Raw genomic sequence first — 16,470 nt, forward strand, 5'->3', positions numbered from 1 at the left:
TTGTACCGCGTAAAACATCTTCAGTCCGGATATTGATGATATTTAAATCAAAACCTCTTGTTTAACTTCTGGTTTTTTGAGTCTTTTTAACGCGTCTTATCTAAGCTATGTTTATTCGCTGCTTCTGATATCCGTTTGCTTGATTGCGATCATACTGTTACCCCATAGTGGGCTGCTAACGCATTTAACATCTCTTTTTGATGAAATTGTATTTGCGTTTTCTGCCAGTCACCCTGTTCTTTCAATATCTTGAACATGGCTTTTAACTTTAACGACTCATATTGAGGCTTTGCTTCAAAATCAACTAGTTTCTTCTTAACCGCTTGATTGCTATATGACGAATTTTCACCTGGACTCAATAAAACTAGATTTCCAAAAGCATCCAAAAAGTCACGCTCCATTATATTTTGGTATTCTTCACGCTGAGGATATACATGCTCGACCGAGTTTTTCGCCGTGATACGGTAATTGCTAAATTGTTTGACATGCTTATTTGTTTCTTTTTTCCACAATATGTATTCCAGCTTTTGGAACCAATAATGTTCAAAGCTGGTTCCTCGAGGCTCTGCAAAGTAATCAATGATTTTTTGCCAAGAGTCGATTTCAGGTTGCTGTTGTTTAGCTTGCTTGAAACTGGCCGTTTTTTGAGTCTCTGACTCAGCAGCTAATGACAAGTCGTTATCGATTTTCTCAAGCAACGCTATGGCTTGTGCATCTTTGGTAATATTTTCTCTTATCAAACCCGCGATAAAGGGCGTGAGCCAATACTGAGCGCTGCGCTCACCGGTAAAGTTTCGCACGCTTTGAAGCATCACTAATTCATTTAGTTCTTTTTGGGTACGATTAATGTACCGATTACCACCTGATTCGTTTTTTGTTAGATAAGTTAATCGTAGTTGTTCATCATCACTATCGTCTCGCTCTACCCACTTAACTACCCAACGATCAAACTGATAACGTACTTGCCACAAGGTTTTGATGAAGTCTTTTACTTCTTCTTCGCTGGCCTTTGTCAGCGGATCAAAGGTTTCCAGTAGTTTATCTGCATGCACACGAGGGACTACATCGTCTGTATCATCAAACTCAACAGCACGGTTGGCTAAATATATTCGGTAAGCGTGGATGAGTAGTAGTGGGAAACCAATTATAGGACGACAGTATACTGTTTCGGTTTCTAAGTCGTAGGAGCCAGCATCCTGTTCATTGTCCAATTTGTTATCTTCACTATTTTTGTTATCACTCTCTGCAGCTGCTTCTAACTGCTCTGCCAATTGCATAATGGTCAAGCCCTGCTTGGGCGTATTCCCACCATAGCTCTTTACAAATAACGTTTCATTAAAGGAGGCTAAATGCTCAGGCTCAATATCGTTCCACGGGGCATTAGGAAAAACTTTGCGTACGTTACGTTCGAAGTAGTTTTCCATATGTTCGCAAGCTAACCACATAGCATCGAATAATGGCTTATCAGTAGAGATTTGTTTAAGCAACTTTGACTTCAATATATCGGACTGCTCAAGCTGTATGCCGGCAGTATTCATTGTTGCGAATAAACGATTTAAATCCATTTGTGGAGCTACAATATTATTCACCCATTGCACATTTTTGAAAATGTAATCGCCTAGCAAAATACGGTCTTGATTTTCCAGCGCATTTACTTGTTGCTCTAATACTTGCAATGCTGCGTATATGCGATTCAAATAGGGATTTTCATCGATAGCTTCCAATCCAGGAAATACATAATCATCTAGGCCTGCTAAACTACCCAACAAGTGCTGCACTTGGTCACGAATTTTAAATTGCAGTCTAGGTTGCTTGCTGAAAGCGGCGATATCAGCAATAGCTGAATCAACTTTTGCCATTTTAAAAGCAAGTGCAATAAGCATTAATGTGGTGGTGCGTTGCTGTCCATCAATCAGCTCATAAATACCATTTCCATCTTCGTCTTGCTCTAGAGACGTTAGCACCGTACCAATAAAATAATTGGGCTCTTTCGCCACGCGCGCATCGTTAATATCTTTAAACAGCTTTAGCACGGCTTCATCAGGCCAAATATAAGGGCGCTGATAACTAGGTATGCTAAATTGATATTCATTCATTTGAATGTAACTTAACGTTAGCACTTGCGTTTCAACTTGATGCTGTATCAATAGTTTTCCTTTTCCATTGGCTTCACTCGTAACTATATTAACCATGCAGTCCTCCACTACTTTTTCGCGTAAGCACCTGATTCGAAGGCTCTGCTTCAGAACTTAAAGGAAGAATATAAGCATCCAACTGTGCTGTATAATTGTCAGCAATTGCTTGGGCTGAGTCGTCTTTAACAAGCTCTATACCTAAGTGCTGCAATACGTTAAATACAAAACGTTTTTTAACGCTGTTTTTATCAACTGCTAAATTGGCGGGGTCTGCCCTAAAGCTAAAGCGATCAAGGTAATCGAAGCACATTTTTGGAGTGTAGCTGGCTGTAATCCAATCCAATACAGGGGTATCGCGAACAAATGCGGAGATAGAACTCTCTCTCACCGCTTTTTGATTGCTTACGCGAGGCGAGTAAATAACGCGAAACAATTTCTTCGCCGCAATGTCTAATTGTTGCTCACCAAATTGGCTAATATAAATAAGCAAAGCCGTATCATATAGCCCTTTCAAATAGCTGCAGCCATCAAGCTGGCAGATGAGGTTTCGATAAAAATGGAAAAAGCGCGAAAGTGTACTCCCACTAATATCAGAAGTATTAACATTTATCTTTTTTTGTTTTAATCCACTCTTTAAATATTTGTCTCTTAACTGTTCAAAATAGCTCAAATAATGAATGGTATTAACACCACTGTTCAATGGCTGCCTTAGCTCATAACCCTGCTGTGCTTGTTTATCTATTTGACTACCGTCAAGCAAATAAGCACGTTCAAAGCGGCCAAACGCTATATCTTCACCTCTCCCCGTACTTTCTCCAAGCTCATTTACTACAGCACTTCTCACCAGATGAGGTTGCCGATGGGAAGGTACAATTCTATTGTACAATTTTTGCCAGTAGCGCCCCTTAATTATGGAGCCAACAACGGGGTTTAGATCGCCTAAAGCTTCCCATTTAGAGGCAAACTCATTCTGGCTTTGTCTTTCAACAGCCCTAAGATGGTGCGCTTTAATAATGTCTGGCCCACTTAGTCTAACGCCTCCTGTATTTTGGGTTTCAAAAAAACGGTATGCATCATCTTCTGAGCGAGTAACAACCAATGTTAAATTGATTTTATGGGCATCAAATGTAGCAATTTGGCTGGCATAATCACCTTTTATTTGCTCGTTTAACCAAGCAAGGTTTTTGACGATTTGTTGTTGTGACTCCGGCGAATCATAACTAAGCGACAATTCGAAAGCGCTACAATTAAATTTATTATCATCAGAAGTGTTTGTAGCTTTAGTAATACGAGATAAATGCTGTACAAAAATAATTAATGCTAATGTGGTTAAGCGCTGCTGACCATCAATAATATTTAACTGACCGTTCTCCGCTGACTGATGCAAAATCACGCTGCCTAGGTAATACTCGTAAAGAGTTTGGCTTTGTAACAAATCATCCAAGAAAAGCTGATAATCACTCAACAGTTTTTTAATTTGCACTTCGCCCCAACAATAAGGGCGCTGGTATTCAGGTATTGCTAACTCTCCAACAATTTCCGTATTATTAGCACAAACGATACGTTGACTACTGAACAACTGCGCTAAGGTACAACTCGCAACTTCAACCGACATACACCTTCCTTGCCATATAAAATCCGCATCTAAAATCTAGCATGTTAGTTTTGACCGCTTCCGTTATGTTTGTGATTATTTTTTAAAAAATCTTACTAACTTTGTCGGTTCAAGATTAAAAAAGAAAATAAGTCATACAATCATCCTGAAACGCTCAAACACCAATATTTCTTCGAATTACCTCAGCTGACTTGATAATACGCTCAGTCCGATATAACTCTGGATGCTTTTCTGATTCCTCGTAGTCCGTAGGGTCACCTGTTTTTGCGTTCACAACCCAAGATACCTCAGGGCGACGCTTTCCCAAATAAATGCCCACAGAACGCGAGTTTACGCCAAGAATCTCGGCTACAACACCATAAGTACAACGGGTTTTGACTGTGTTTAAGTACTTAATGATTTTTTGGTTCTTATCTTCCATTGTCCTCTACCCTATAAATAGTTACACATGTTTCAAATTTACTATTGAGACAACATGACACTTCCCCGCCTAGACCATACTCTACAATCTATTAAGCGCAGTCAGATTTAAATATCAAAAAAAGGTCTTCTAACACGATCCGTTAATATCGTTAGCCACATAAAGTATAATATCAATATCTCAACTGTCGGATTAACGGCCAACAAAGAAAGCTTACATTCAGCTTTTTATGGTCGCGGAAAGTTACGCTTAATAACCTTCATCATCTCTGATATCGCTTCATCTCCAGTAGCAACTTTAATAAGCCCACCGTCCTGTTCTCTCTCACTCTCCGATACCGGCATATTTTTGAAAGGCGCATTGTCAAACAAAAAGAGATAATTGTCGCCCTGAATCATATTGCAGTTTGCACACGTATTTGCCCAGTATGAGCCGCCGTACTTTTTAGAGTTGCGATACTTGATAGTTTTAGGCCTAGGGTGCAGTGGTTCTTGTTCGCAAAAAGGTACGCCCTTCCACCAAAATACCGGCACAACTTCTTTGCACCTGAAACAAGTTTCAACGTCGGCGACGTAGTTTGCTAAAAATGCGTTTTTTATAGGAGTATAGAGAGTGCTATCGATATTCCACCTATTAGCTACAGATTGAACATGCTTTATATGATTTTTACATCCCGAACAAAATAACGGTTTGAGCTTACTTTGCGTCGGTTTCCAATGATGAGGGTCGTTAATAACGTCTTCTGCTTTTAATTCTATCCAAGGTATAGGCAAGTTAGCAGCCTTCTCAACATCAACTTCATGGGTATGAAAAATTTCTATACCAAGCGAAGTGCCTCCACTTCGATATCCAACAACATCACAAACATAGTTTGCAACCGCAACTTCCTGTGCGGCACTGGTGAAGGTTCCAAAAGGCAGAGTAGTATTGAATTCAATACTACACTGATAACAGTCGCTTTGAAGAGTAATTTCTATCTGCGATAATGAATTTGAGCGTATGGCAAACTCTATAAGCTTCTTAGCCGTAATATGTAATATAGATTCTTGGCTACAATTTGCTGTCGACGGATGCGCAAAGTGCTTTACTTTTACTTCACCGGCTCGTCGTACTAACTGCGAATTACAGTTAGGGCAAAAGTAGGTTTTATTCTTCTGTGCTTTGGCTGCAGTAACTAACTGGCCAGAATCTTCCAGTCCATAGGGGACTTTTAAGCTTTCCATTTTTCGCTCAGCATTTTCTACAATTGAGTTTTATGTTCACGCCATTCGTGAAAAAGTGAGAAATAACGGCAAAAAACTCAAAGAAGGCTCTCCGACTCATCAATCGTATCGTAAACAAAATTTTTTGATTTTTGTTTTGAATACTCAGAATCATCATGGATAAACCAGCTGCCGGTACTAGCTGATTGGCTTACACTCTTTATGCCAACGCTTTTCATTTTTTCGGCTAGCTCTTGAGGGATACGATTACTCCACGCATAAACAGAATTTTGCCCAAACCGCTCCCTCAGTTGAGGAAGAATATCCATGCACTCTTTAATAACCGCTTGTCTTGTGTTTTTTGAATTACTTTCCATAACGTAATTAGCTCTTATAGAGCTCCTCCCTATTTTTTCTACCTTGTGTTTCGATTTTGCTAATATTGGCAGGTTCTAGTGATTCAATATGTTGTTGAATGCACGCACCAATATCAAAGTGATCATGAGATAAACCATAAGCAACGGAGTAGCGATGGTAATCTTCATCTAAGTTAAAGTCGCTCATCAACCTGTCTGGTTTAGGAATTTGGACGACTTCAGTTTTATAGTGTCTCTGTATTGGCTCCATCGCTTTGCTGTAAAGGTAATCTGAAATTCCCCCCCCGCAAACAAAAATAACGATATTCTCTGCTATTTTGCTTGCTGGTACGCCAAGTGCATCAATCCTTGTTGCATAGGAATTATTTACTTTTGCTTCAAAAGGTTCATCAACGCTAATTAACTTTTCTAGAGGGATTTTTAGCAAGTTGGCTAATGTATCTGACGTCGTAAATTTGTAGGTTTCAGCATTTTTCGCTGCTTTAATGTGTGCGCCACGGTGCTTATTTAAGAAATCAGCACCTAGGGTTTTAACACTTCTGTCATGCACTCTGAAAAGCCATTCACCAGAATTCTCTTTAACAGTAAATAAGGAAACATCTAATGTACCTGCTCCAACATCTGCAATAAGGTGTGAATGCATGCGGCGCCTCGGTGAGCGCACATACCCGGTAATTTGAGCTACGAACTCGGGAAAACAGTTGATTCGTTCATCATGGAAATACGCATATTCAGGAACATACTTTCCACTTATCGAACGGAAAAGAATTATAGCCGCCTGATACGAAACAACTTCGCAATAACTCAGCGCCCATGCAGCCTTGATGAGTCTGCAATATTCAGCCTTCAATCGCTCATCTTCATAAGATTGTGTAGGTAGTCCCGCATTTACAAACCAGTCAGGAATTAAGTCTGTAAGGTGGGATGTTGAATACCACTGCCTGCATTCAATAAAGATCAACGCAAGAAATGCTATTACCAAACCATAGTCTTCTTCTGCTGCGTTTTTGGTAAGAATGGGTAGCTTTAAATCTGTGTATAAAGTGTACCCAGTCTTCTGACGAAGTGAACACCTTCCATCAGAAGCGATGAAAATAGATGAGGGCTGTAACCCGTCGTTAGGAGATAGCTTTAATACATAAGATGTGCCTTCAACGCCTATCACAACTTTTGTGAAAGCGGTACCAAAGTCTAGCCCAATAAAGAAGTCAGCATCTCTTCCTTTAATATTGTCGTCAGCGACCCAATTCATCGATTCCATGCTCGCTTCATTTATTTCAAAACGCTCTAAACCATTTCTATCGGGCTTATGTTGTTCGCTAAATTCAGCTACTTCAATCTTCTTAGGTGTGACCTTTAAAACGGTATCAGACTCTACTGCAGACACAGCCGGGCCAATAAGGTCAAGGGGCTCGTTTTGGAATTTAGCCTTTTGCTTTTTCCTTTTTGCATGCTGCTTCCTGCGTCGTGCTTGTGTATTAGGCTCTTTAGTGCTGATGGGGCTAACTTTACCTTTGTTTTTAACTACGTTAGTTTCATTTGAAGAACCCAACGTTTTCCGCTTCTTAACTCTAACCTCTACGCTATCTTTTTTGGCACTTGGAAACACACCGCTTTTTTTCCACTCTTCGAGGTTATCTTGCCATGTCTTTTTCATGTTACTTCCTTGTATAACTGTAAAACTAATTTTCTAAATCACACTCAAAGCTATGTGGCATACGTCTTCATGGTATTTTTTCAATGACTTATTCGCCCTTAATTCAGAGAGTCGTTTGTCGTACCTCTCCTGCGCCTTTTTAATACGCCCCTCGGTCGCTTTAACTAGACCTATACGGTTATTGTATTCATGCCGCGATAGCACTTCTTTTAAACTGGCAATTTGTCTTTCAAAGTGTTTTTTAGCGGTGGTTATCTGTAAGTTCACCCTGTCTTCGTTCTCTGCGGTTTTAGCCTTTTCTTCGCGTTCAAAGTCGTCGTCTAGCAACTCATCGCATAAGTCAAAAGCCTGTTGGAAATGCGCAACATCAATTTCAGCTCTTGCTTCCAGCCAGTCTTTACCTTTAAAACGCAGTAAGTTAGTAATTTCTTGTGATTGTTCTGAATTAAGCAGCTTTTCGTCTTCAACCCTAACTATTAGAGAAACTAAAGACTCTTCAATTCGCAACCCTTCAAAATTGAAACGCTTTATCGAAGCAACATACTCACCTACCGGTACTCCAGGTAATTCTTCAGCATCAACACGAAGCGCAACTAAAGGCACAAACGACTCTTTGAGCTCTTTAAGTTTGAAGCTAATAAATTGAATAAAGGGGTGAGTTTGGTTAATACCTTCTTTTTTGCCCGTAGGTGCTACAACGTTATTATTAAAAACGCAGGTGACCACATGGCCGCTACTCAAGTTTGTTAAACCATGTAATTTGCGTTTTTGAATAAACTGCTCTAATTCTGCACTTACATCACCAGGTAATTTAATTTTGTATTCGTTGGTGTTCTCGTCTTCGCAGATAAACTGAAAGCCCTTTACATGCTTTTCCAAGTAGTCCTTAACGTAAATGACAAGGTCTGCCTCGGTGATCCGCTTACTAAATTCATGTGCTGCCTTCACCGTATTTAATATATGACCACTATGTGCAATAAGATTCGAAGCCTGTTCTTCCAATGCATTTTCTTCTGCGCGAAGCCTTTCAATAGCTTGAGAGGTCTGCTCTATCCTCGCCTCTTCTTGCTCAGGCGTTAACTTAAATGAAAATAGTTCTCTGGTTAACTGTGATATTTGTTCACCCAGTATGGCTTCCATATCACCAAGGGCTCGTTGAAAGATATCGAGTCGCTGAAACAGCCGCTCATATATTCTTTGGTCAATGGTATTGTCGTAGCAAAAGTTGAATATCTTTATCTTTTCTGCTTTTTGCCCATGACGGTCAATACGACCAATTCGCTGCTCTATCTTCATGGGGTTCCAAGGTAAATCGTAGTTGATCAACATTTGGCAAAACTGAAGATCGACACCTTCACTGGCAACCTCGGAGGCGAGCAAAATTTTACACGCAGGGTTCTCTTTAAAGCGATTTAGAATGCTTTGCTTCGATTCCTTCATTCCCCCCATCAAAACTTCATTGCAAAAACCTAACTCGCTCAATCGATCTGAAAGATACCTAAGAGTTTCTCGGAAATAAGAAAAAACGATAATTTTTTCGGATGGAAAATCATTAAAGTATTGCGAAACCACATTCAAAAAGGCATCAAATTTACTGTCATTATCACGAAGTAACTTTGAATCCACCTCTGGCAACACTTCTTCAATAATCGTTTCTAACAAGGTGCCACGTTCTTCTTCCTCTACCTCAATACCTAAGTCTTCGTACGCAGACTCTGTAAAAGACATCGAACGTTTCTGCCAAGATCTTACAGCAGCATACATTGAGCTGGATAATTGTCGTTGAGGTGTGGCAAGCAAGAAGCCTTCACTGATATCTAAATCTTGCGCGTGCTGCCTTACAACATTAGTCACTTTTAAATACAGGTCTTGTTCCTGCTCGGTCATGTCAATTTGTGGGGCTACGGCTTCGCGAATAACCCTAAGTTCTTTTACATCTCTTTTTCTTGTTCTAGTCACTACCTTTGATAAGAGATTACAACGCTCAATCTTGTCAGCAATTCTAATACGCTCAGCATCGTCCAATGAATCTTCATTAATCTTTTCACTCACCAAATTTGCTAACTGCTGACTTTCACTTAGCAACGGATCAAATTGCGCGCCCATCAGAATTTTTTGTGTCTCGCGCCATGGCTTACGCCTGTCTAATATTGTATTACGAGCACGAATAAGAGGCTCATTAGCGTCTAACACTGCTGGGAATATATTTTCATCGCTAAAGGTGTCTTCATCTGCGATGTTTAGAAGATGATAAAGATCGTTGCTATGCAAATTTATGGGCGTAGCGGAAAGCAAAATTAATTTGTCACTCACATCCCGGAGTAGCCGCCCTAGCTTGGCCGTCGCGCTTTCTGGGTTTCGCATTTTATGGGCTTCATCAAATATGACTAAGTCGATAAGAGGCTCTTCACCGCTCATTGTTTCCAGTAATGTCGAAAGCTTGTTTGCGCCCCTTTCAACGCCCTGTTCTTTACCACTTGCGCGAGGAGGTCGAATACCATCGTAGCTACACACAATCGCCTGGCCAGGTGGTATTGAATGTCTGTCTCTTGAGAGTTCTTTTGCTAATTCATCAGCGTTTAATAGTTTAGCCTCTATGCCGAAACGGTACGCTAGCTCATCTTTCCACTTTTCGCGTAGCATGGCAGGGCAAACAATCAGAAGTCGCCGTGTGTCATACCTTGCCCTAAGCTCGGTCCATATCAATCCAGCCTCTATGGTCTTACCTAACCCGACTTCGTCAGCAATTAGAATACCTTTTGATGGAGAGTCTAGAAACGACAAAACAGGTTTATACTGGTAAGCATAAAACTCCGTATTTGTTGTATTCATGGAATAGATAAGATTTGCCAGCTTGCCTGACAATTGAATAGAGGTAAGGTTTCTGCGGTAATCAGCTAACCTGCCAAATTGCTTTTTTTCAAGCATGGACACGGTATTATTAGTAGCACTATCCAGTAGTTCAAGCGCTTCTTCGCGTAACCACGTCGGTGAGTCGGGAAAGTGCACAAAGTGCATCTTAACACCACGCCTATCACGCGTTTGACCAGAGAGAATACCCTCCCGTCCAGGATCGCTAATTAATCGAACCTGGACGCCGGCTTCAAATCCATTTGACATGCTAAACCTCAGATTTACTTAACCTATTAGATATTCTTGCACAGTAAACAAGATTATACCGTGCGGTCAACTTTGCAAGCACCTTATAATTCTATTTACGTATTTTTCGATAAGAAATTTAAAGAAACGAGTTTATGGTTAATCGCTAGCCAATCATTCACACTTTTTAGTAGTTCATGTGAGGGCGTGATATATTATCGTGTTATAAAAACAATACGCTAAACATTCATCTTCTTGTTATCAAAGGCTTCAATGAACAAGGCTAAAAAAGACACGACTTACAAAATCGGTTTCGCCCGCCCGGCATTAAAGCTTTAAACCGATACTCTTTGTTACTAAGCATTTAAGCGCAAGCTTATTGAAATAAAAGTCGATTGATAGTAAAGATTCAACAGAATGCTAGGCAACTTCGAGCAAATTCAAACAGGACGTTATGTTAATGGACAAACTAATTATAAAAACACTTGTCGAACTGCGAGTCATAGTTGGCTACCTAGGTGAAAAATCGCAAAACAACTGGTGGCCATCCAATTTTCTAGCACCTACAACCCAAAAAATGCTTGAGTTTACTTTTCCGAGAACTGCGCAAATCTCACAGTATATGGCGCTCTCAGCGGCTGCGGCAAAAGTTCATGACGAAGCCATAGGTATAGGCAAGTCGTTTCATTTATTTCGATTACCAGAGCACATTGAAAAAGCGATGCTCGAAGAATTCAAAATGCTTGGTAAAGATATAATTGAAACATATTTATCCTCCAAGGCTAACGCAACAGACCGACTAACAGAACTTTCAGGTGGCGCAAGCATATCAGGGGAAGGTCCTATCAGCATTGGTGAAACACAAATTGACAAACTTGACCGCGTCGCAACAAAACTAGCATGTGCCTATTCGCAAGCTTTCAGTAAAAACAACAAAGCATTTCCATACTTCCAGAGTAATATCTAACAATGCCCGAGCAGTATTATACTACCCAACTATCGGCTGGACTTGGCTTAAAAGAAGAAACCAAAGGTTTATTCGAGCTATGGGCTCCAGGTATGAACACACAGCAACTGTGCGATGTCGCACTTGAATCAGGCTCATTTCCTAACGTAACAGCGCGTAGACTTAGAAATATCGTCGCAGAATGCTTCTATCCAAGATACTTAAGAAATGAAGAAGTAGCCCATCGGGTGAAGTCATTGCTTACCGTACTTTCATCAGCAGAACTTAGCCAAATATTTTACCTCTATACCTCACGCTCTAACTATATATTGTCGGAATTTGTGAAAGCAGTTTATTGGCAAAAATACGCTTCTGGTTACCAAAGTATTGAACTTGAAAACACTAGGGAGTTTATAGAGCAAGGTTTACAAGAAGGTAAGATGAAAAAGCCTTGGTCTGAAACCACTATTAAAAGAGTGTCTTCTTACATTCTTGGGTGCTTAGCCGACTATGGCTTTTTGGAAGGCACATCAAGAAACGAGAGAAAATTAACGCCACCACGAATTTCTGACAGAATAAAAGTTTACCTAGCCTACGAACTACATTTTTCGGGATTAGGTGACAATGCAGTTATAAATCACCCAGATTGGCAGTTATTTGGTTTAACAAATGATGATGTAAGAGAAGAGCTAAAGGCTTTAGCCGTAAACAGATACTGGATAATTCAAGCTGCTGGTGATGTGGTTCAAATTAGCTGGGCCTATAAGGATATGGAGGAAGTTATAAATGTCATTGCTTAAGTCAAATTTCGACGAATTAGTAGCAAAGATTAAACAAGGAAGAGAGTTTACTCACGCAAGCTTTGAGCCTATTTACTACTTGGTATTTTCGCCGGACGAAATAGTTGCTGTTAAGAGACAGAAAAAAGCATGGTTAGCTAAATTAAAGACTGAAGGCTGGAACGTTAGAGAATTCTCAGTAGCAGAGCAAATAGAAACGCTTTTAAACAAAATAAATCCGGCTGTGAGAAAAATGTGGGAAGCAGCTGACAAAAAAGACCCTCTTAACTTTAACAAGGTCACGCAGTCAATAACCAACAACCTGACAAAAGACGGCGCTGGCTTAAAAGAAGTATTCGAGAACTTTCTATTAGAAACAGAAGCCGACGCTAACGCTCTTATACTAGTCACTGACTTAGAAGCACTTCACCCTTATATGAGAATAGGTTCAATCGAATCAGGCCTTCAAGGTAAATTCAATGTACCTACCGTATTTTTATATCCTGGCGTAAGAACCGGGAAAACCAGATTAAAGTTTTTAGGTTTTTATCCAGAAGATGGAAATTACCGTTCATTGCATGTAGGCGGTTAACAGGAGTAAATCATGACAAACATTAGATCACTATTTGACGGAACAAAAGGGTTAGATCGCCGAATTGAAAAAGTTATTACCTACGGCAGTAATGAAGAAAAAAACCTAAAGGCAGAGATATCAGAATATGTAGTTACTGACCATCTTTGTGAAAGCATGCACGAATTGCTGGAGCGAATGCAAACAGCAATGAACTCAAACGATGAAAATGAAATTGGTGTTTGGGTTTCTGGTTTCTATGGCTCAGGTAAATCATCGCTTTCGAAATACATAGGAATGGCATTAGACGACCGCATCACAATTGATGGCACACCATTTCTACAACACTTCTCTGATCGAATTCGCGATATCAGAACAAAGACACTGCTTAACACGGTGGCAAAAAAATTTCCTGCTTCTGTCGTCATGGTCGATTTAGCCAGTGAACAATCGGCTGGGGCATCCATGGAAGATGTCGCTACTGTACTGTACAACAAGGTTCTAAAGTGGGCAGGCTATTCTCGTAATTTAAAAGTTGCGTCTTTCGAAAGAAGGCTTAAAAAAGACGGACGTTACGAAGAATTTGAAAAGCTCTTCTCAGAAATGTTAGAGGGAGAAACCTGGCAATCATATCAAGACGATCCCTCTGTTGTAGATTTTATCATTCCCGAGCTTGCTCATCAGATGTACCCTAAATTCTGGCCACATTCTGACAGCTTCAAGACAGACCATGAAGAAATCGTCTTTACCGTAGAACAACAAGCACAAGAAATAATAGACATAGTGCGTGAAACCAGCAGCAAAGAGTACTGTATTTTCATCTTTGATGAGATTGGTAACTATGTTGGCCCTCGTGAAAAGCTTATTTTTAAGCTGCAAGGATTTGCGCAAATTATTAAACAGTTGGGTAAAGGCAAAGTCTGGATTTTCGGTACAGCGCAGCAAACACTTGCGGAAGATGACAAGAGCGCTGCGCTGAATTCGCCAGAGCTATATAAACTGATCGACAGGTTCCCAATTGATATCCGCTTAAAGTCAAGCGACATCAAAGAGATTTGTTATCTCAGGTTGCTCGGTAAATCTTCAGAAGGTGAAAATAATTTACGCGCACTTTTTGAAAGCAACGGACAATCTTTACGTCACGCTACCAAGCTTGAGGGCAATAAGTTCTACGAAGCTGATGTAGACGAAAAGTCTTTTGTTAATTTGTATCCATTTTTACCTGCGCACTTTGAGTTGCTGCTGAACTTACTGGGCGTTCTAGCCAAATCTACTGGTGGTATAGGTCTTCGCTCGGCAATTAAAGTTATTCATGATGTTTTAGTGGAAGGAAATGAAGACCAGGCTCCCATTGCCGATCAAAACGTAGGTTGGTTGGCCACATCAGTTACTCTTTACGATGCGTTGGAAAAAGACATCGGCGCAGCTTTTGCCACTAAACATAAAGCGGTTGGCAGGTTGTATCAATCAAATTGGTATGACTCGAAAGACCATCAAGGCGTCGCAAAAACGGTGGCTCTGCTTGAGATACTTAACAACTTGCCTATAACACGACACAACGTTGCAGCACTAATGCATGGAGAAGTGACTGCACAATCTCGAAAAGATGCCATAAACCAGGCAATAGAAGATCTTATTAACGATCCGAAAGTTCCCTTGGCAGAAAAAGACGGAGAACTTACCTTCTTTAGCGAAAAGTTGAACGATATTGAACAAGAACGTCATCAATTACGCTTGCCTTCCATAGAACTTCGTAAAATTATGAGTAACGCTATAAAAGAAGTAATGAGCCCACTTCCAAGCGTTAGCCTTAATGGCTCTAGAGCTGTTCAAACGGGTATAAAGTATACGAATGAGTCTGGGCACACATCATTGCTAAATGGTGATAAAAATCCTATTCAGACAGTCATCGAATTTGTAGCTGCTACTGAATTTGATGTTGCAAGAACACGTTTAGTTGACGCATCTCGCCACAATCCTAACGAGATTTACTTGATTGCTAGAACGTCACAGGATATCGATGAATTAGTTAACGAAGCATATCGCTGTGATGAAATAGCACACAGGTATCGTCAAGAGACAGAAAAGGAAATTAAAGATTACTGTAAAACGCAACAAGATAGAGCCGCAAACCTTATTGGACAAATAGAAACCAAGCTTGCACGTAGCCTTGTTAACGGAGAATTTATTTTTGCGGGCAATGCTACAGCAGTTGAAAGCTACGACCAAAAACTATTAGAAGCGTGTAAGAAACACCTTGCTGGTGCCGCCAAAAAAGTATTCGACCGCTATCAAGAAGCCCCCGTGCAAGTTAACACTAATATTGCTGAAAAATTTATGAGAGCTGATAACTTGTCTCTCATCACGTCTGAAGTTGATCCACTATCGCTTGTAGTAAAAGACGGAGGTAGCTATTCAATAAATGAAAGCCACCAAGCAATTATTAGCATAAAAGACTACATCGACAGCCGCGGTGGCATCGACGGTAAAACACTTTCAGACTATTTTTCTCGCCCTCGCTTTGGTTGGTCGCAAGATACGCTTCGCTATTTAGTCTCTGCGATGTTTGTTGGTGGTTTAGTGAAATTCAAGGTCGCAGGGCAAGAATTAACCAGCTCTGGTCAAAAAGCTATAGAAGCAATAAAAACCAACAATACATTTAAAACCGTTGGTGTAAATTTACGCGACGACAGACCTTCACAAGAGATGTGTTTGTTGGCTTCTGAGCGACTTACCGAGCTAACCGGTGATACTGTGTTCCCGCTAGAAGATGACATCAGTAAAGCAGCTGTTAAATATTTCAATAAAGCGCAGCATGAGTTTGGGTCATTAGCTTCAGACCTAAAAAATTTAAAAATTCCTGGTGAAGATAAGGCAAAAAGCTTAAGTAATGATCTTGCGAACATGCTGTTGTCAGACTGTTCTGATGCATCACAAAGACTGGGTGCAGAGGAGTCTCAGGTATTTAGCTCATTGCAGTGGGCATCGGCGGTCCAACTAGCCTTTAAGCAAGGGTTAGATAAAACGTTAAAATGTTTGGATGACTTAATTGCCTCGATAGAGTCCCTGCCAGCTTCTGGAATTCCAGGCCTATTACGCCAAAACGCCGATGAGGAAATATCAACATATCAGGAAAAACTACAAAGGCAAGACTTCTACCAATATAGCGCTGACTTCAACTCATCACTAACGAGTCTTCAAACGCTAATTTCAAACAGCGTTAAAGAACTACAATTGCAACAAGAAAAAAGTATAAAGCAAGCTCAAATAGAAGTAACAAACCATATTGACTGGAACGAACTGACAGTTGAAGAAAAAGACCAAGAACTATGTCAATTTGATTCAATGGCATTAACCGTTAGTAGCGACATCTCTGGCTTGAACTCGTTAGTTGCGCAAGAATTTAACATCGGTCAGAAACTAAAAGATGTAAATGCATCAGTTGCTCGCAAAGCGCAGGAAAAGCGAGTTCAGCGCATCGCTGAAGAAAAGGCAAAATACGAGGCTGAAGGCAAAGCTAACCAAAAGATTGAACGCAATGTAACTATTCCCAAACGAGTAACTCAAAAAGCGGAACTAGAGCAGTTAATTCAAAAATTGCAGCAGCTTAAGGGTGATCTAGAGCTTAATAGTGAAATTGAAATTAACCTTAATTTTGAGAGTTAAAA

The 16,470-nt window shown here is 40.3% G+C and carries 11 protein-coding genes; 4 read left to right on the forward strand and 7 right to left on the reverse strand.

Annotated elements, in window-relative coordinates; translation table 11 throughout:
- Positions 1–149: 149 nt before the first annotated feature.
- From ACYTPF_RS02385 to ACYTPF_RS02415, 7 genes are all read right to left on the reverse strand, one after another.
- The gene (locus ACYTPF_RS02385; RefSeq protein ID WP_461851076.1) at positions 150–2,192 is read right to left on the reverse strand and encodes a DUF262 domain-containing protein; all 2,043 of its coding nucleotides are present in this window, start codon (positions 2,190–2,192) and stop codon (positions 150–152) included.
- Complete coding sequence (locus tag ACYTPF_RS02390; protein ID WP_461851077.1) at positions 2,185–3,750, reverse strand: DUF262 domain-containing protein; 1,566 nt, start codon at positions 3,748–3,750, stop codon at positions 2,185–2,187. The genes ACYTPF_RS02385 and ACYTPF_RS02390 overlap by 8 nt, the downstream gene beginning before the upstream one ends.
- Positions 3,751–3,904: 154 nt before the next feature.
- Positions 3,905–4,171 carry a hypothetical protein gene (locus tag ACYTPF_RS02395; protein WP_461851078.1) on the reverse strand — a complete coding sequence of 89 codons (267 nt, stop codon included), beginning with the start codon at positions 4,169–4,171 and terminating at the stop codon, positions 3,905–3,907.
- Positions 4,172–4,398: 227 nt separating this feature from the next.
- A complete protein-coding gene (locus tag ACYTPF_RS02400) occupies positions 4,399–5,394 on the reverse strand; it encodes a competence protein CoiA family protein (RefSeq protein ID WP_461851079.1) in 996 nt (331 codons plus the stop codon).
- Between the two features lie 77 nt (positions 5,395–5,471).
- Positions 5,472–5,750 (reverse strand): hypothetical protein, encoded by a 279-nt coding sequence (locus ACYTPF_RS02405; protein WP_461851080.1) that lies wholly within the window; start codon positions 5,748–5,750, stop codon positions 5,472–5,474.
- Between the two features lie 7 nt (positions 5,751–5,757).
- A complete protein-coding gene (locus tag ACYTPF_RS02410; RefSeq protein ID WP_461851081.1) occupies positions 5,758–7,407 on the reverse strand; it encodes a hypothetical protein in 1,650 nt (549 codons plus the stop codon).
- Between the two features lie 33 nt (positions 7,408–7,440).
- A complete protein-coding gene (locus ACYTPF_RS02415; RefSeq protein WP_461851082.1) occupies positions 7,441–10,527 on the reverse strand; it encodes an SNF2-related protein in 3,087 nt (1,028 codons plus the stop codon).
- A gap of 439 nt (positions 10,528–10,966) precedes the next feature.
- On the opposite strand from ACYTPF_RS02415, the gene ACYTPF_RS02420 reads away from it, so the two are divergent.
- From ACYTPF_RS02420 to brxC, 4 genes are read left to right on the forward strand one after another with little or no spacing between them, the layout of a single operon-like run.
- The gene (locus tag ACYTPF_RS02420) at positions 10,967–11,473 is read left to right on the forward strand and encodes a BrxE family protein (RefSeq protein ID WP_461851083.1); all 507 of its coding nucleotides are present in this window, start codon (positions 10,967–10,969) and stop codon (positions 11,471–11,473) included.
- Positions 11,474–11,475: 2 nt separating this feature from the next.
- Positions 11,476–12,252, forward strand: coding sequence for a BrxA family protein (locus tag ACYTPF_RS02425; RefSeq protein WP_461851084.1), 777 nt, complete (start codon positions 11,476–11,478; stop codon positions 12,250–12,252).
- Positions 12,239–12,823 carry a BREX protein BrxB domain-containing protein gene (locus ACYTPF_RS02430; protein ID WP_461851085.1) on the forward strand — a complete coding sequence of 195 codons (585 nt, stop codon included), beginning with the start codon at positions 12,239–12,241 and terminating at the stop codon, positions 12,821–12,823. Before ACYTPF_RS02425 ends, ACYTPF_RS02430 begins: the two co-directional genes overlap by 14 nt.
- 12 nt (positions 12,824–12,835) lie before the next feature.
- Positions 12,836–16,468, forward strand: coding sequence for a BREX system P-loop protein BrxC (gene brxC, locus ACYTPF_RS02435; protein WP_461851086.1), 3,633 nt, complete (start codon positions 12,836–12,838; stop codon positions 16,466–16,468).
- The last annotated feature ends 2 nt before the right edge of the window (positions 16,469–16,470 follow it).

Source organism: Alteromonas sp. HB246098, assembly GCF_054890645.1.